This window comes from Mucilaginibacter sp. R-33 (genome assembly GCF_049949235.1).
Classification (GTDB): Bacteria; Bacteroidota; Bacteroidia; order Sphingobacteriales; family Sphingobacteriaceae; genus Mucilaginibacter.
Genome location: NZ_CP188089.1, coordinates 2,673,713 through 2,691,114, shown reverse-complemented (window position 1 = coordinate 2,691,114; position 17,402 = coordinate 2,673,713). Strand labels below are relative to the sequence as shown.

Here is a 17,402-nt window from a genome sequence, read left to right as displayed (position 1 = left end):
TGTGCTGATATATGCAGATATTTAACCGGGATATTAAAATGTTACAGGCAACCGGCCGATAAAAACAATAGTATAAGAGTATAAACATATACGTCGTTGCTCAGGAGTAAAGCGTTCATCAGGTTTTTTTCGTCAGGTTTGCAGGCACTTGCCTTGCAGGTGCTTGGCAGTATCTTTTTTTATATTGTTTCTGTTTACCTGAGTAAAGACAGTTTTGGGGCCATTAGCTGGATGAATGCCTTATCGATATTTGTTACTACCATCCTGGGGTTCGGACTGGAGCAGGTAGTGATCAGGCGTATAGCAGCCTCACAACGGTCGGATTGGGCGGCGGCGGCATTTTTGTTCCATTCGCTCGCTACTTTTTTTGTAACCCTGGGCGTACTGTTATTATTAAGCTTAGTATTGCACGACAATATTTCTCAGGCGCTTCCATGGTTTTTTATAGCCCAGGGCCTGCTTTTCCTGGGTGTTCCGTTAAAGCAGTTTTTAAATGCAAAGGAAAAATTTACACCCTATGGTATAATCGCCGTTATAAGTAACAGCTTAAGGGTTTGTGGCGCATTTTATCTTATTACGATACATCAATTACAAGTTCACTCTGTAGTGATGGTAATGATAGACACAGCCGGGGCCGAATTGTTGGCCCTGCTCATGTATGTTATCACGAAAACAGATTTCAGTTTTAAATTTCAATTTCGGGCTTATAAAAAGTTGCTTAAAGAGGCCACGGCGCAGTATATATCAGTAATATTTGATATGAGCTTGTCGCGGATGGACTGGTTGTTGCTGGGTTTTATGGCAAGCAAAACCGTGCTGGCCGATTACAGCTTCGCATACCGGGCTTATGAGCTTTCGCGGTTGCCCATGCTTATTATAGCTCCTGTTATTTTACCGCGCCTGTCAAGGCTGATGGCCTTAAAGCCATCTAACCAATTGCAGGAGCAGGTAAATTCCTTTAATACTGCAGAGTTGCTGCTGGCTATGCTCTTACCTCTTGTCCTTAATATACTTTGGACACCTGTAGTGGGAATGATAACCGGCGGAAAATATGGAGCTGCCAATGCTACCGAATTTTTGATCCTGTCGTTGTGTATACCCCTGCAGTTTTTCATAAACCTACTTTGGTCATTAAGTTTTAGCGTTAAAAAGTACAAGGCTGTATCATCTGTTACCGTAATTTGTGCTACAACAAATATTGCGCTTAACCTGATATTGATCCCGCTACAGGATGGCATTGGTTCGGCTGTGGCATTTTTAATAACCAATATGTTACAGGCGGTGCTCTATTACAGGTTAGTGAATAAAAATATCATGCATATCAGCTTACGGCCATTTGTGATACTGCTCCCTGCTGCTTTGGCCGGCTGGTTTATCACAGCTTCAATAAACATACATTTCTTGTTCAGGCTTTTATTGGGGATGGTTTTTTATCTTTTAATAGCTTTAGTGTCAAAGCAATTGAGTAGCCGCAATATTCAAAATAGTAAACAGTTTTTAGCGCAATGAACATTTTATACCTGTGCGATGAATATCCTCCCGGACCGCATGGCGGTATTGGAACCTATGTGCGGCTCATTGCCCGGCAAATGGTGAAGCTGGGACATAAGGTAATTGTTGCCGGGTTGTATAGCCGCGGATACGGAGGTGCGGATGAATTTGAGGATGAAGGTGTAAAAGTTTTGAGATATCGCTGGAGCATTGATGATAAGTGGTTTGAAAATCACCGGTCTGCCGGGGTACGGATGCTTAACAGGATATTACTGGATACAGGTATTACACAACGGGATATAAAAAGAAGCCTTGTGGCTTATCAAAAAAAACTGAAGCACATTATAGCTGATGAGCAGATCAATATTATTGAAATGCCCGATTATAATGACTATGTCAGGTTTTGTAAATCATATGTGCCGTTCCCCACATTACCTGTTCCTGTAGTTGTTAAATTGAATGGTTTCATTACCTACTTTAATGCTGAGGCAGGGATACCGATTGCACCGCATGTTTTGAAAATGGAACGGGATATTTTAAACCGTGCAGCAGCCGTTAGCAGTGCAAGCGCTTACACTGCAAAAAAAAGCGCTGATTACCTGTCGTACAGCAAGCCCATCACGGTGTTGTATAATGGCATAGATACAAACTTAGCTGTAGGAAACAGTACACCGGTCGATACCAAACAGGTGGTATTTACGGGGAGCCTTGTTCAAAAGAAAGGGATTTTTCAGTTAGCGGAGGCCTGGAATATAGTTATAAAACAGGTCCCTGATGCCCGGTTACTAATACTGGGGAAAGGCCTGGTAAATAAAGTAATCACCTGCTTGCAGAAGGATGCAAAAAGCAGTGTTGTGTTTAAAGGGCATGTGGGGAGGGATGAACTTTATGCCTGTTTAAGTAATTCGGCGGTGGCGGTATTCCCATCGTATGCCGAAGCTTTTGCACTTGCGCCGTTAGAGGCCATGGCATGTGGAACAGCGGTGATTAATTCAAACCGAACATCCGGCCCCGAACTTATTGATGATGGCGTTAATGGGTTGCTGGTAGATCCAGACAATATTGAGGAATTAGCATCAGCAATAGTTACATTGCTCAATGAGCCTGAAAAACGGTTGCGACTTGCTTTAGCTGGTAATGAAAAGGTAAAACAATGTTTTGATATCGATATAGTGGCGAGGCAAACCCTACAGTTTTACCAACAGGTGCTGGACAAATAGTTTTAAGTCGATAATACTTAGCCTCATGTCAAAAGTCCTGTTTAATTTTGACTTCAGACTTAAGATTGCCAACTATACGATCCCATACTTTGGTTAGTTAATCTGTTCTATAACCAACTCGTTACGATAGGTATTTCGCGTTTGAGACAGGTCTTTATATTGTTTCAGGTAAGCGTATTTAAGGCGTGTGTTTTTATAAATAACACACGCTATAGCCAGTCCCTCGGCTCCATCTAAAAAACCGAGCCTGATAATGTAATTGCGGAAAAAACCAAAAGCGGCTGAAAAATGTAGCTTGATAAATGTTGCCTTTTTACCGGCTTTGTAATATTTGGCTGCGCTTAGCTGCGCATAAAGAATAGCTTTACGCTCAAAGTCGTCAATATCGGTTACAGAGTGGTGTTGGATATAACCCGCTATGCTTTTGATCTCGGCATCGGAAGGCAAAAGCAAGGTTTCGTGTACTTCGGTTTCACTCCATTTTACCAATGAACGGTTAAACAAACGCAGGTGATGATCATTTCCCCAATTACCAAAACGGATCAGCTTTTTGCCAAAGTATGATTTGAATTTGATATCGTAAACAACATTCGGTTTGTCAAAGGTTAAATTATGGAGCGATTTAATAAGCTCCAAATCAGGTACCTCATCAGCATCAATACTTAAGATCCAGTTGTAGCGGGCCTGAGCTACCCCTTTATTTTTGTTTGCTCCATATCCGCTCCAGCTTTTTTGAAACACCCTGCAGCCATAACGGGAGGCAATAAGCGGCGTGCCATCGGTACTGTCATTGTCAATCACAACAATATCATCCGTAATTAAAGAAGCCATTTTTATACAATCTTCAATTAAGGCAGCTTCGTTTTTAGTAATGATCACAACAGACACCGGTACCATGCAGCAGTAGTATTAGTATATAAATTATAAAGAGCTTGTTTTGCCCTTTTATAATATATATCGTGCATGTTCCGGGGATGGTTGCCTTAAGATAAATAAACCGGCGAAAAAACATTATGGATTTTGCTTATTCCATTCTGTTACATTAATCAGCTTATCAGAAATGGCGTTTCGACAATTCGGATTGGGACACAGGATAATCCAGCGATCTTTAGTTTGTTCAATTACCGGACGGGTCCCGCAGGTTTTACAATTTTTTACGGGGAAGTTTGGGTTTATGTCGATTCTCATAAAAGGCCTTTCAAACAGGCGGGATTTACATGGTATTACGCTATAAACACACGTACCGGTTGCCTCATTATCAAAAATATAATTATTTGTAGGGATTTATTGAGGCTGTATTAACTTGTGCATATTTTGTATAAATGATTTCCGTAGCTGAGAAAAGTGTGCATGATTTTATCCAACAGTGTGAAAAATTTAAATTATTTTGCACAACAGGCAACCTTTTAATAATAGTTGCCGTGATGTGCGTAGATAAGGTTAAATTTATGTGTTTGATTCTGAGTTTATAACCCCCATATGGGCGAAGAAGAGTTACATCAACTAATTAATGGCTGCGTAAAGCAGGACAGGAAAAGTCAGAAAATGCTCTATAAGGCGTTTTATGGCTTTTCTATGGGCATTTGCCTTCGTTATGCAGGTAACCGTGATGAGGCTGCAGAAGTTATGAATCAGGGTTTTATGAAGGTATTTACCCATATAGACAGGTTTGATACTTCAAGGCCGTTTAAAGCATGGATTGGCCGCATTATGATGAATGTTTCTATTGATTATTACCGGGCCAATTTAAAAATGGCTTATACCGAGGATTTGGAGAGGGCAGAAAATGTGAGCGAGGGGGACCTGACAGATAAAAATTTAAATTATGAAGACCTGCTGGCTATGGTACAGCAGTTGCCACAGGCTTATCGTACTGTTTTTAACCTTTTTGCGATTGACGGGTATTCTCATGAAGAGATAGGGGAAATGTTAAATATCAATCCGGGCACATCAAAGTCAAACCTGCATAAAGCACGTCAAAAACTAAAACAAATGATATTAAAAGCAGAGGAAACTGCTAATAAAACCAATTACAACAGGGGTATGGATTTTAACCCGATTGTGGCCTATAATGGCATAGGTATAGATGTAAGGACAACTTTTTTTAATAATGGTATCAGAGGATGAGAAGCGAAGAAGATTTAGATAACATTTTTAAGAAGAGGCTGGAAGACCCGGCAAATCATCGATCGTTTAACGAGGATGACTGGGATGCGCTTGAGCAAATGCTTGACAAGGGCAAAAAACGCCGTGGAATTGTTTACTGGTTGCCAATTGCAAGCGGAATAGCGGCGATGCTGCTGCTGTTTTTAGGATGGTGGTTTTTTAAACCTAATGTAAAGGATGATAATACAACGGGACAACAACAGGTTAAGGTTAAGCCTACTGTGCCTAAAACAATTCCCGGAACTAACGGCGGGGTTACACAAAAACCACAAACAGACACTTTATTAACAACCCGGCCGGCCGGGAACAGTAGCATAGCTGCCAACAGCAATACAGGCAATTATGCCCATACAGGTCAAATAAGCTTAACACCGTCTGTCGCCGGATCCCATCGTAATGTTCCGGGTGCAAACAAAAAGGGAATTAATGGACGTGATACCATTATGCTGCGTGATCCCGCCCTGATGGCAGGTGCTGATCCGGCTGGTAATAATGGTACTATTTCAAATTTGCTGGCAAATAGGGCGTTATCACTTGATATAGAATCTTCTCCTTTATCTGTTCCTGATTTTAAAACAAATATTGAAAGGCAACCTATTCAAGCGCCTACAACAAAATCTAATAAAAAAATAACTAAACAAAGCTTTGGTTACCGGCCGCAATGGGCCATTACGGCGCTGGCATCATCTGATGTTAATGGAACAAGCTCTTTTCAGGGTAAGGTTGGCAGCAACTATGGCTTGCTCCTTTCATTTGGTGCCACTAAAAAGTTAACTATTACCAGCGGTGTTGTGTATTCGTCAAAGCCTTACAGTACAAGCTTTGCTAATTATAATACTACATATAACTTTAAGCATGATCCAATTGATGTAACTGCCGATTGTAAAATGCTTGATATCCCAGTCAATATAGCTTACCAGGTGTATGGTAATTTTCGCAATAAATTATCAGTGGGCACTGGTTTATCCTCATACCTGATGCTGCATGAAAAGTATACTTATAATTATGGCGATGGTGCCAATAGTGCCGCATGGCCTCAAACCTACACCGTACCTAACAGTAAAGGATATCTATTAAGCATTATCAATATTAACGCTACATATGAGCATAAAATAAACTCAAAGTTTGGTGTAAGTGTTCAGCCATATATGAAAGTTCCCATCTCCGGAGTTGGATATTCTGATATCAAATTGCAATCGACAGGTGTAGCAGTAGGTGTAACTTATAACATCAATTCGTTTAGAAAGCCTTAATGGTTTCCCGTGCGTTTGCTTCTGTGAGGTTTGCATTCACTTTATACTAAATGGAATTATTATCTTGCGCCACATTTACGCGCACAAGATAATTCGCCATGAAAAAACTACTGTTTTTTGCACCTCTGTTGTTATTGTTTTCATGCGGGCAGGGCCCGGCGCAGCAGCTCGAAAATAAAAAACTCAACCACCTCGCTGTCGAATATGTAAAACTTGGTTTAACCATAGGACAGTATGATGGTGATTTTGTAGATGCCTACTATGGCCCGGACTCATTGAAACCCAAACAGGAAGCACTGAAAACTTTCCCTAAGGATAGCCTGCTGGCATCGGCAAACAGCCTGATGAATGACCTGCGTACCATCGCCAATACTTCGAAAATTGATACTAATAAGATCCGCGCTAATTGGATGGCCGATCAGTTGATTGCTTTCAGTCGCCGGATCCGTATTTTTTCGGGAGAGGAAAGACCTTTTGATGAAGAATCGCGCGAGTTATTTGGTGTAGCTGCCCCGGTTTATACCGATGATTTTTTTAAGGGGCAGATAGCCTTGCTCGACAGCATTTTACCGGGTAAAGGTAACGTGAACGACAGGTTTCAAAAACTGGCTAATAAGTTCATTATCCCAAAAGATAAATTAGACCCTGTTATAAAAGCGGCTATTGCCGAAGCCCGCAAGCGCACAATTGCCCATTACCAACTACCTGCCGGCGAAACATTTACGCTGGAGTATGTAACTAATAAGCCATGGTCGGGCTATAACTGGTATAAAGGGGGGTATAAGAGTACCGTACAGATCAATACCGATCTGAAGATTTTTATTGACCGTGCCATCGATGTCGGCAGTCATGAAAGCTATCCCGGGCACCATGTATACAACATGCTGCTGGAGAAAAACCTTTACCATGATAAAGGCTGGGTTGAAATTTCTCTGTACCCGTTGTTTAGTCCGCAATCGTTGATTGCCGAGGGCAGTGCCAATTATGGTATTGAAGTAGCTTTCCCAGGTGATGATAAAATAAAGTTTGCGAAAAATGTATTGCTGCCGCTGGCCGGTTTAGATACCGCCGGTGCCGATCTGTATTTCAAAGCCCTCGCTATAAAAGGCACTTTAAACTATGCCCGCAACGAGGCAGCCAGAGGGTTGATCAATAATACCATGAGCCAGGATAAGGCATTGTCGTATCTTAGAAAGTATTGCCTCATGAACGATGAGACAGCTCAAAAATCGATCAGCTTTATCAAAAAATATCGTAGTTATGTTATCAATTATAATTACGGCCAGGATTTGGTAAAAAACTACATTGAATCAAATGGAGGTACTGCCAGGGCTCCCGCAAAACGCTGGGAGCTGTTCGGTAAGCTATTGAGCCAGGAGGTTGCGCCGGTTAGCTTAGTGAAGAAATAAAAGTATGAGTTCCCTGCAGAGGAATCCTGTAATGTCATGGCTTTATTAGCTATGGCATTTTTTATTGGCGAAATGGTATGCGCGGTAACGGATGAATAATTGTAAAATAATTTTTATTCATACATTTAGAGAGAACCGTTGCAAACAGGCGCATCATGTATGCTGAAATGCGTCGGCCCCCAATTTAACACCAAAATTTACATTATAAATGATTAACACCCGGTATTTGATAGCCCTGTGCTTTGCCACAAGCATTTACACGTCCTGTAAAAATCAGCAAGGCAATCAAAACAATAACTATAGCGGCTGGCCTGCCTATGCGGGTTCAAAAGAAGGGTTACGGTATTCATCCAATGATGAAATTACTTTAAATAATGTAAACAAGCTAAAAGTGATGTGGACTTTTAGCACAGGCGATAAGGACACTGCTAATCTTAGCCAAAATCAATGCAACCCCATTATGGTTGATGGCATTTTGTATGGCACCAGTCCTAAATTGAAGCTGTTTGCGGTAAATGCTGCTACAGGCCTGCAAAAATGGCTGTTTGACCCCGCAAAGGATGATACCACCAATAACGGCGATCCTATGGCTTATTATAAGGTGAGCCGGGGGGTGATATACTGGCAAAATGATGATGGCGGCGAAAAGAGGATTTTCTACAGCGTGGGTGCCAAAACCTGGGCTATTGATGCCGAAAACGGCACTCCGGTGCGCTCATTTGGCAAGGGTGGATATCTCGACCTTACTAAGAATTTAGACAGGGATACCAAATCATTTGTCGCAGGAACCACTCCCGGCGTGGTTTATAAAGATGTATTGATTGTTGGTGACCGTGTATCCGAATCAGCCGATGCAGCCCCTGGGCATGTGCGTGCTTACGATGCCCGTACAGGAAAGTTAAAATGGATCTTCCACACCATACCGCATCCCGGCGAAGTGGGTTACAATACCTGGAAAGATACAACAGCATACAAAAAATTTGGCGGAGCTAATAATTGGGCAGGTATGGCTTTGGATGAAAAGCGGGGGATCGTTTACATTCCAACCGGCTCGGTAGGTGGCGACTTTTATGGCGGGTTCAGGAAAGGGCAAAACCTGTTTGCCAATTCGTTGCTGGCACTTGATGCAGCTACGGGTAAGCTGAAATGGTATTACCAGTTTGTGCATCACGACCTGTGGGACCGCGACCTGCCCGCCAATCCAAACCTGGTAACCATTGTTAAAGACGGTAAAAAGATAGATGCCGTAACACAAATCACCAAGCATGGTTATGTATTTATGTTCGACAGAACAAATGGAAAACCTATATTCCCGATAGTGGAAAAACCTGTGCCAACTAAAGCCCTGCCCGGCGAAGAAGTTTGGCCTACGCAACCCGTCCCAACTATGCCGCAACCTTTCGCCCGGCAAATGTTTAATCCCGAAGATGTTACCGACCGTACGCCCGAAGTGCACAGGGAAATGCTGTCAAAATATAACCAGGTTAAAAACCGAATCATGTTCACCCCGCCAAGCAAGGAGGGAAGTTGGATCTTCCCCGGTTTTGATGGTGGGGGCGAGTGGGGTGGAGCTGCTGTTGATCCTGAAAGTAAGGTACTATACGTAAACTGCTCTGAAATGCCATGGGCGCAGGTAATGATCGATGTACCTAAAACCAACACTAACGATCATTCACCGCAGGCATTAGGACATGTAGTGTATAATACGAATTGCATTGGCTGTCACGGCGCCGAACTGAAGGGTAATGGAGCGTCCTATCCATCGTTGGTAAACATCGGCAAAAAGTATACTGCCGATCAGGTGAGCGGTATTGTTGCTGCCGGCCGCAACATGATGCCTTCTTTTAAACAGATTTCGCCCGCAGATAAAAAGAACCTGCTTGCTTTCCTTCTCAAGATCCCTGAAACTAAGGCGGCGAAAGAAGTAGCCAAAGAGCCAACCGGTACTCGCGCCGCCAGCTCGGAGGCGGAAAAGAAAATGATTGATGAAGTCCCTTATGCCATGAATGGTTATAACCGCTTCTTAGATAAAGACGGTTATCCCGGCATAAAACCACCCTGGGGCACGCTCAACGCCGTCGACCTTACATCGGGCAAGTTGCTTTGGAAAGTGCCGCTGGGTGAGTATCCGGAGCTAACTAAAAAAGGCATCCCCGTAACCGGCACCGAAAATTATGGCGGGCCGGTGGTTACCAAAGGTGGCCTGGTATTTATTGCGGCAACCAAAGATGAAAAGATCCGTGCGTTTGATAAACGTACAGGCAAAGTGGTTTGGGAAGCTAATTTGCCGGCGGCGGGTTATGCTACCCCTGCAACTTATTCAATTGATGGTAAACAGTACGTAGTTATTGCCTGTGGCGGTGGAAAAATTGGAAGTAAGTCGGGAGATAGTTATGTTTGTTTTGGATTAACCGACTAACACCTCTTTATGGATTTATTTGAAGCAGTTTTTGATTTGTACGAGCAGATACGGTTAAAGGCCGAAAATGATTTTCAGGGTCTGATCAAATGCCAGTACACGCAGCAATGTTACAGCGATAATGGCGCTTTTTGCCTTGTATTGGAGGTCACTGTTTTAAAAAATATCTCTGATGATGATTATGGGCTTGTGTTTTCCATCAACGCTCAAACAGAACCAAATCACCCTGGTCATGAGAGCGATACAAATGGCATCTTTTTAATCGCCGATGTACATCATGGCGATAATAAGACGATCAGTAATTTGGATGAGCTTGTTTTTGACCCACAAAATGAAGATGCAGTTCAGGAGGCGTATGCTAAGATTGAGCAATTTGTTAAACCCTTTACCTCTGGTGTGAGTGATTTGCTTGTACAGGGGTATGATCTGAAATTGGTTGATAACGCAACTAATTAGTTTCGAATGCTTAGAAAATATTGTTATTTTGGCTAAACAAAACAGCCATTTATATGCAACCTAAACTTTTGATACTTTTTATTGTTGCTGTCGGATTGTTTGGCTGTACTAAAGAAAAAATAAAAACACCCAACGAAATTGTCCCTCCTGTTAAGGTTAATTATGGAAGTGTAGTTGTCGGTGATACTACATATAAAACCATTGAAATAGGTAGCCAGATTTGGATGGCAGAAAGTTACCGAGGTTTTGGAAGTCCGTTGGCTATAGCAGTTGTTCAGGGGCATAATACCAATTTATACTACGGTTTATATATGACCGAGGACTATAAATTACCTGCCGGATGGCGTGTTCCTACCATAAATGATTATAACAAACTGAGTAGTAACGTAACCCAAACCAAAGATGGTAATGGGAATTATTTAGCCCTAAAAAGCGATAGCGCAAGAAAGCTTACTTCTCCATTTTTATGGAAAGGAACTGACGGTACAAACACACTGCATTTCAATGGAGAACCATCTGGTTATTATCTTCATTTTGGGCCAAGCGGGTTTTATCTTCACAACACAGATAGGGGCTACTATGTTATTGATGATAAAACATCTGATAAAAATAATAATAAAAAATTTTACTGCTTAAGTCCGGATTATGCCGGGATAGTTACAATTAATGATAGGGATAGTATTGGATACGCACTTTTGAGGTTGGTTAAAGACAAATAGGCTTTGCCAAATGTATTTAATGCTATATTACAGTTGTACAGGGAAGTATCTGGAAACTCAAAACTGCTCTTCATAAACCGCTCCTCCGGGCGTTTGCAGCTTATAATATTTTACCTGCCCCGGCCCTTCAAATTCAAAACGGATGCCTACAATACGGCCCATGGTGTGAGCCTGTTTAAATTCAAAGATCTGTTTGTTATTAAGATATATTTTCAGGTAATGGTCTTTAACGCTGCATCTCAGGTTTTGAAATTGCGACATGTCTGTGCCAAAGGCACTCAGGTCATGGTTTTTTCCATCAACCCATTCTTCACCGGTTAGAATGCCTATATCAGCGATGCATCCTTTGTTTACTATGGGGATCACAATAGCGGTGCCGTTACCTAAAATGGTAAGGTCGGCTTTGGCGCAGGCCGATTGGCTGGGTGTTGAGGTATTGCGCAAGGTGCAATCCATGGTGAAATCATCTGCATTAATTCCCGGAAATTCGCGGATGTTGGCAAACTTTACCCTGGTATTGTTAAAAACAGGTGTTCCGGATTTTTTCTCCATGACATCAGCGGTAATTCCCATAAAACCCTGCCCTTTAATTTCCTCCCGCGAAAGATAAACAGGTATGGGCTGGTGATCAATGATGCCTTTCCAGCCTTTGGTTTTGATAAATACCGATGTTTCCTTTCGCACATGTTTGTCTACAATTAGCTTAGCTATAAAATAGCCCGGGTCATAATAAATAGAGGTATACTGTTTGCCGTCGCCGGGCACTTGTTCGCGGCGATTAGGGTCCCATGATTGCTGGATAAAAACACTATCAGAATGAAATGCCGAAGCATCATAATTAAATACAACCGAGTTAGGCAAATCGTCAGAAACTTTCTTGCTGGTGAATTTTATTAAGCCGGGATCAATAGGTTTATTGCGCTTGCTGCTCATAAAAAACAATGTGCCCAATACCAGCAGCAATGCGGTGCCAAACCATATATAGCGTAAACCGGGTTTTGAAAACGGACTCACAACTGCGGTATCCGAATCATTTATTTTAAACGGTTGCTCAATTACGCCGTTAACCTGGTGGTGCTGCCTGAAATCGCGCCAACTGGTGTAGTCAAGGAAACGGACAAGGGCGTTCAGCGTTGCTGCATTGGGAAAGCTTTCGTAGCGCACCTTACCCCAGATCCTTTTCAGGGTTGATATACTGAGCTGCACCCGTGTTTTATCAAAGATCTGCTGGCTTAGCTGCTCAAAATCATCATTACCCCAAATATCACTATCACCCCAGTTTAATGTTCGCTCAATAAGCTGCCGGCATAACAAAAGCAATTGTTTTTCCTTTTCCATTGATCTACAGGTAATAATGTGGTTTAAAAATTCCTAAAATGCTTTGAACAAACTTGAACTTAACTTGAAATGCCACCCGTGCTTTATTGTAATGACAAATATGCAAGCTTTGATTAAAGTTAAAATCAAAACCCATGAACAACAAGATTTTATTCATTGCCATACTAAGCATGACGCTCGGCGGCAGTTTTTGTTACAGCCAGCAGAAAAAAGTTACATATGATATCAACCGCCTTCTGAAAGAAAATAAGCTGGTTAAAGCCTATCCCCGTCAAACTGTTGCCGAAGTTACCTACGGCAGTAAGCAGGGCCTGACTACGGCTGGTATATTGTGGCTTAAAAACGTAAACTTTAAAACAGGTATCATAGATGTAGACTTGCGCGGCAGGGATGTTTTTCAGCAGAGTTTTTTAGGCATCGCTTTTCATGGTGTTGATACTACAACCAATGACGTTATTTATTTTCGCCCTTTTAATTTTCAAACCACAGATACGCTTCGCCGCAAACATACGGTACAATACATCAGCGAGCCGGATTTTCCCTGGGATAAACTCCGCAAGGAACATCCGCTGGTTTATGAAAATGCCGTAAATCCTTTTCCACTGGCCGATGCTTGGTTTCATGCGCGTATTGTAGTTAATGCCGATAATATTGTTGTGTATGTTGACCATTCCCATCAACCATCGCTTACTGTAAAAAAACTAAATAACCGGCAGAGCGGGCTCGTTGGCCTTTGGTCGTCCGGGCTGCCGGGCGATTTTGCCAACCTTGTTATTACTCAATAAGTATAAACCAACCATCATCATGAAAAAATTAGTCTTAATGTTAATGCTGTTTGCTGCCGTGGAAATACGGGCACAACAAAAGCATCAGGTATACAACCTTTCGGTTGTATACCCTAAACAATGGATCATTCCAAAAAACGATACACTTGACTATGAGCTGGGCGCTTTCCAGGGACGAAAAGCGCTGCTCGTCAAACGGAAAATTGGCGATTACAAATCGGCCAGTTTAGCGTATAAACCGGGTTTAAATTTTAAGGACGGTATTATTGAAATGGATGTAGCTTGTATAAACCCCAAAGGAGGCTTTGTTGGTTTGGCTTTTCATATCCGGGATGCCCATCATTACGAAACAGTTTATTTCAGGCCCGGGTCATCCGGTACCATCAATGCTATCCAGTACATGCCCGAAAAAAAGGCCGAGTTTAACTGGTGGGATTATGAGGCAACAAAATACCAGGCTAAAGCTATAATTCCGCAAAATAAATGGTTTCACATTAAGGTGGTGGTTCAGGGTAGCAAAATGGAGGTTTATGTAGATAATGGCCCGAAACCGGCCATGGTTTACACCCCGCTTGATCCATCATTGAAAAGCGGTGCGGTAGGTTACTGGCACGGCAACTGCCCACAGGGTGCATATAAAAATCTTGTTGTAACGGCTTTTAACTAAGAAATGATACTGACGGGATCTGTGCGCTCTCTGTCCGGACTTACGAGGTTTTTAAACTTCGTAAGTCTTCAACTGCAAAAAATCGCCCTAACTACATCGATGTAGTAGAAATATATAGTCAAATGGCTGTCCGGTGCTTGTTTTTATTGAACCAAAATCTGCACTTTTATAACTTGAAATGTGCCCTGCATAAGCACTTTAACCAGTTATTTATAGTCTATGAAATTTAAACACCTGTACAAATCAACAATTACTGCATGTTTATTAGCGCTAAGCCTCAATTCTTTTTCGCAAAATAGTTTTAAACCCCAAAAGGATGTATTGGCCACCATCAAAAAAAACTTTGCTGATGCGGATGTACAATATAAATATATGGCCAAACAGTTTGGGCCGGAGCAATTTCCTAAAACGTATCACCCTAATACCGATAAGTTTGAAACAAGCAACAGCAGCTGGTGGTGCAGTGGTTTTTATTCAGGCACATTACTAAATCTATATCAGCAAACTAAAGATGCCGCACTGCTTAACGAGGCTAATAATAATTTAAAAGGCCTTGAAAAAGAACAATATAACAAAGGGACACATGACCTTGGTTTTATGATGTACTGCAGTTTCGGCACAGCAAACCATCTCGAGCCGAAACCTCAGTATAAAGAAATTCTGATTAATAGTGCCAAATCACTTTCAACCAGGTTTAACCCAACGGTTGGCTGTATCCGTTCCTGGAATTCAAAGGCTAATGATTTTCTGGTGATCATTGATAATATGATGAACCTGGAACTGTTGTTTTACGCTACCAAGGCAACCGGCGATTCAAGTTTTTATAAAATAGCGGTTACCCATGCTAACACCACTATGAAAAACCACTTCCGCCCGGATTTTAGCTCGTATCACGTAATTAACTATGATGAACAAACAGGAGCGGTAAAAGAAAAGAAAACCGCGCAGGGTTTTGCTAATGAGTCGGCATGGGCAAGGGGACAATCCTGGGGGCTATACGGCTATACAGTTATGTACCGCGAAACTAAAGACAAAAAATACCTTGAGCAGGCAAAAAATATAGCGCATTTTATATTGACCAATCCAAACTTGCCTGCCGATAAAATACCTTACTGGGATTATAACGCACCAAACATCCCTAATGCGTTGCGCGATGCTTCTGCAGCATCAGTTATGGCCTCGGCCTTGCTTGAACTTTGCCGTTATGTTGATAAAAAGGATGGCCTGGCGTATTTTAATACAGCTCAAACTATTATCAAAAACTTATCTGCACCGGCATATAAAGCTGATTTGAACACCAACGGAGGTTTTATTTTGAAACACAGCGTGGGCCATTTCCCGGCAGGTACCGAAGTTGATGTACCTTTAACTTATGCCGATTATTACTTTGTTGAGGCTATGCAGCGTTATAAGGCTTTTGCCAAATAACGCTATATTTGGCCCATGGCATTAGGTAAAGGCAGACTTGAAGCATTTAGTGATGGTGTAATTGCCATCATTATTACCATTATGGTGTTAGAGTTAAAGGTTCCGCATGGCGAAAGCCTGGAAGCTTTAAAGCCGCTTATCCCGGTTTTTTTAAGCTATCTGCTCAGCTTCGTATATGTAGGCATTTACTGGAACAATCATCACCATACCATGCAGGCTGTGCGGTCGGTAAATGGTAAAATATTGTGGGCCAATTTGCACCTGTTGTTTTGGCTTTCGCTGATTCCATTTGTAACAGGTTGGATGGGGGAGAACCGCTTAACCCAATGGCCGGTATTTTTTTACGGCGTAGTATTGATCATGAACGGAATCGCCTATCGGATTTTAGCCCTTAGCCTGATAAAACATCATGGCGAAAACTCATTGATAGCACAAGCCTTCGGCAATGATTTTAAAGGGAAAATTTCTGTGGTGCTATACGCAGTAGCTATTTTATGTACCTGGTTAAATCCTGCTATAAGCGTTGTAATTTATGTGGTGGTAGCCGGTAGCTGGTTTATACCCGATAAACGTTTTGAACGCCTTCTCGAATCGGAATAATTACTTACAGGTTGTGGATGTATGACAGCATCAGCCCCACAGAAAACTGCGAAGCTTTGGTATATCCCGGATCGCCGCTTAAGAAGTTCGTTTCATTAGGGTTATCAAAATTTATCGTTTGCAAATACTTGTTGGTTGTACCGTATGATAGCAGCAGGCCGGTACGCAGGTTGAACTTGCGTTTCTTTACGTTTATCCCTACCTGGGAGTGATAAATATTGTAATTGCCTGTATTTGACCGGTAACCCGAGTCGTCTGGATTATACAGGGCCTTACTTATATTATTAAAGTCAGTATGAAACGATAGGTACCCCATCAAATCGGGCTTGAGCAGATAGCTTGCACCTACACCAAAGTTAGTTATCGATTTACGGGCGTCATTAAACTTTAAAAATTCGGAAGTAAAGAAATCCTCGTTACTCTCCGCACCTTTTATAAAGCTTTGTTTTTTGGGTGTTATAATGTTGTATTCGCCAACTTTGGCAAAATATTCTGCAACAACATAAAACTGACCTCCTTTATAGTCACAGGCATAGCCCAGTGCTACGCTAACAGGCGTTTTGTAATTTACTTTAAGACTGCGCTGTCTTGAGTTCGCCAATAAATTGGTGGTATCGGCTTCATGTGGTGTTATCAGATCGCTGATCTGGTTGTCACTTAACAAATTTCCACTACCTGCCACATGTAGCAATGGTGATGATATAGTTAAGCCCAAATGGTGTACGCCATTGTCGTAAGCAAACCCTCCTTTAAACCTTAGCCCCACATTATAATAACCCGCGGTGTATGATTCCTGTACGTTTGAAAACTGCGGGAACCCAAGCCCCACGGTGTTATATAACGCCCTTGAACTTACATTGTAATCATAATCCTGTTTTCGGATCTGCCCCTCGGCAGAGATGCCAATGGCAAAATGGTCAGACGCCTTAAAGCCGCCGCTTATTATACCCGCGGTTTCATTAATACTGTTTACATTTCTATATTGACCCAAAAAGTACTCATTGCCGGGGCTGTAGGAGTCGTCAAGTACATTAAACGTCGCGTCGCGCTGTTGGTTAACCCGGTAGGTAATCACGGGGTTGTGGGTTAGCGCATACCCGATAGTAAAAGGGTGACTGCCTTTTAATGATATTGTTGCCGAGATCATTTGCGGGATAATATTGGTGGATGTTGATTTAAGATCGAGCCCGGTACCCGCTCCGTTCTTGATATTGATGCGGCCGTATTGGTAAACAGATGCATTGATAGAAGCCGTGCTTTTTGTACTGTAGGCCAGCAATGCCGGGTTCAGGAACATTACCCCGCTATCGCGGTTAAAGGCTATCACAGCGCCCGGAGTTAAAAAGCCTGCCGGGTTGTAACTTGACGACCAATAATTTGCATCCTGGGCTTTAATGGCTTGTGCAAACAGGAAAACGCACAGAAAAGTGGTAAGGGTTTTTGTCATAGGT

15 protein-coding genes are annotated in these 17,402 nt (G+C 42.2%); 12 read left to right on the top strand and 3 right to left on the bottom strand.

Annotated features, from left to right (window positions below):
* Positions 1 to 96 precede the first annotated feature (96 nt).
* Both ACP26M_RS11235 and ACP26M_RS11230 read left to right on the top strand, forming a co-directional pair.
* Positions 97 to 1,509: an oligosaccharide flippase family protein gene (locus ACP26M_RS11235; protein WP_426588877.1), complete on the top strand. Its 1,413-nt coding sequence runs from the start codon at positions 97 to 99 to the stop codon at positions 1,507 to 1,509.
* On the top strand, positions 1,506 to 2,711 hold the full coding sequence (locus tag ACP26M_RS11230; RefSeq protein WP_426588875.1) for a glycosyltransferase family 4 protein: 1,206 nt from the start codon (positions 1,506 to 1,508) through the stop codon (positions 2,709 to 2,711). Before ACP26M_RS11235 ends, ACP26M_RS11230 begins: the two co-directional genes overlap by 4 nt.
* Positions 2,712 to 2,804: 93 nt before the next feature.
* Here ACP26M_RS11230 and ACP26M_RS11225 read toward each other — a convergent pair whose 3' ends face one another.
* Entirely contained in the window at positions 2,805 to 3,608 is an 804-nt protein-coding gene (locus ACP26M_RS11225) for a glycosyltransferase family 2 protein (protein WP_426588873.1), read from the bottom strand.
* A gap of 582 nt (positions 3,609 to 4,190) precedes the next feature.
* On the opposite strand from ACP26M_RS11225, the gene ACP26M_RS11220 reads away from it, so the two are divergent.
* From ACP26M_RS11220 to ACP26M_RS11195, 6 genes are all read left to right on the top strand, one after another.
* Positions 4,191 to 4,838, top strand: coding sequence for an RNA polymerase sigma factor (locus tag ACP26M_RS11220; protein WP_426588871.1), 648 nt, complete (start codon positions 4,191 to 4,193; stop codon positions 4,836 to 4,838).
* Positions 4,835 to 6,130, top strand: coding sequence for a hypothetical protein (locus tag ACP26M_RS11215; protein WP_426588869.1), 1,296 nt, complete (start codon positions 4,835 to 4,837; stop codon positions 6,128 to 6,130). Before ACP26M_RS11220 ends, ACP26M_RS11215 begins: the two co-directional genes overlap by 4 nt.
* Positions 6,131 to 6,228: 98 nt before the next feature.
* A complete protein-coding gene (locus ACP26M_RS11210) occupies positions 6,229 to 7,539 on the top strand; it encodes a hypothetical protein (RefSeq protein WP_426588867.1) in 1,311 nt (436 codons plus the stop codon).
* Between the two features lie 208 nt (positions 7,540 to 7,747).
* Positions 7,748 to 9,958, top strand: coding sequence for a PQQ-binding-like beta-propeller repeat protein (locus ACP26M_RS11205; RefSeq protein ID WP_426588865.1), 2,211 nt, complete (start codon positions 7,748 to 7,750; stop codon positions 9,956 to 9,958).
* Between the two features lie 9 nt (positions 9,959 to 9,967).
* Positions 9,968 to 10,414, top strand: a complete 447-nt coding sequence (locus ACP26M_RS11200; protein ID WP_426588863.1) for a hypothetical protein — start codon at positions 9,968 to 9,970, stop codon at positions 10,412 to 10,414.
* Positions 10,415 to 10,467: 53 nt separating this feature from the next.
* Positions 10,468 to 11,133, top strand: coding sequence for an FISUMP domain-containing protein (locus ACP26M_RS11195; protein WP_426588861.1), 666 nt, complete (start codon positions 10,468 to 10,470; stop codon positions 11,131 to 11,133).
* Positions 11,134 to 11,190: 57 nt separating this feature from the next.
* On the opposite strand, the gene ACP26M_RS11190 is transcribed toward ACP26M_RS11195, so the two are convergent.
* On the bottom strand, positions 11,191 to 12,471 hold the full coding sequence (locus tag ACP26M_RS11190) for a hypothetical protein (protein WP_426588859.1): 1,281 nt from the start codon (positions 12,469 to 12,471) through the stop codon (positions 11,191 to 11,193).
* 134 nt (positions 12,472 to 12,605) lie between these two features.
* Between ACP26M_RS11190 and ACP26M_RS11185 the strand changes: the two genes are divergently transcribed.
* The 4 genes from ACP26M_RS11185 to ACP26M_RS11170 all read left to right on the top strand — a co-directional run bounded on the left by ACP26M_RS11185 (position 12,606) and on the right by ACP26M_RS11170 (position 15,951).
* A complete protein-coding gene (locus tag ACP26M_RS11185; RefSeq protein ID WP_426588857.1) occupies positions 12,606 to 13,256 on the top strand; it encodes a hypothetical protein in 651 nt (216 codons plus the stop codon).
* A 19-nt stretch (positions 13,257 to 13,275) separates the two neighbouring features.
* The gene (locus ACP26M_RS11180; RefSeq protein WP_426588855.1) at positions 13,276 to 13,923 is read left to right on the top strand and encodes a hypothetical protein; all 648 of its coding nucleotides are present in this window, start codon (positions 13,276 to 13,278) and stop codon (positions 13,921 to 13,923) included.
* A gap of 219 nt (positions 13,924 to 14,142) precedes the next feature.
* Positions 14,143 to 15,351: a glycoside hydrolase family 88 protein gene (locus ACP26M_RS11175; protein ID WP_426588853.1), complete on the top strand. Its 1,209-nt coding sequence runs from the start codon at positions 14,143 to 14,145 to the stop codon at positions 15,349 to 15,351.
* A gap of 15 nt (positions 15,352 to 15,366) precedes the next feature.
* Entirely contained in the window at positions 15,367 to 15,951 is a 585-nt protein-coding gene (locus ACP26M_RS11170; RefSeq protein ID WP_426588851.1) for a TMEM175 family protein, read from the top strand.
* Positions 15,952 to 15,955: 4 nt separating this feature from the next.
* Here the strand turns inward: ACP26M_RS11170 and ACP26M_RS11165 are convergent, their stop codons facing one another.
* The gene (locus tag ACP26M_RS11165; protein WP_426588849.1) at positions 15,956 to 17,398 is read right to left on the bottom strand and encodes a hypothetical protein; all 1,443 of its coding nucleotides are present in this window, start codon (positions 17,396 to 17,398) and stop codon (positions 15,956 to 15,958) included.
* Between the last annotated feature and the right edge of the window lie 4 nt (positions 17,399 to 17,402).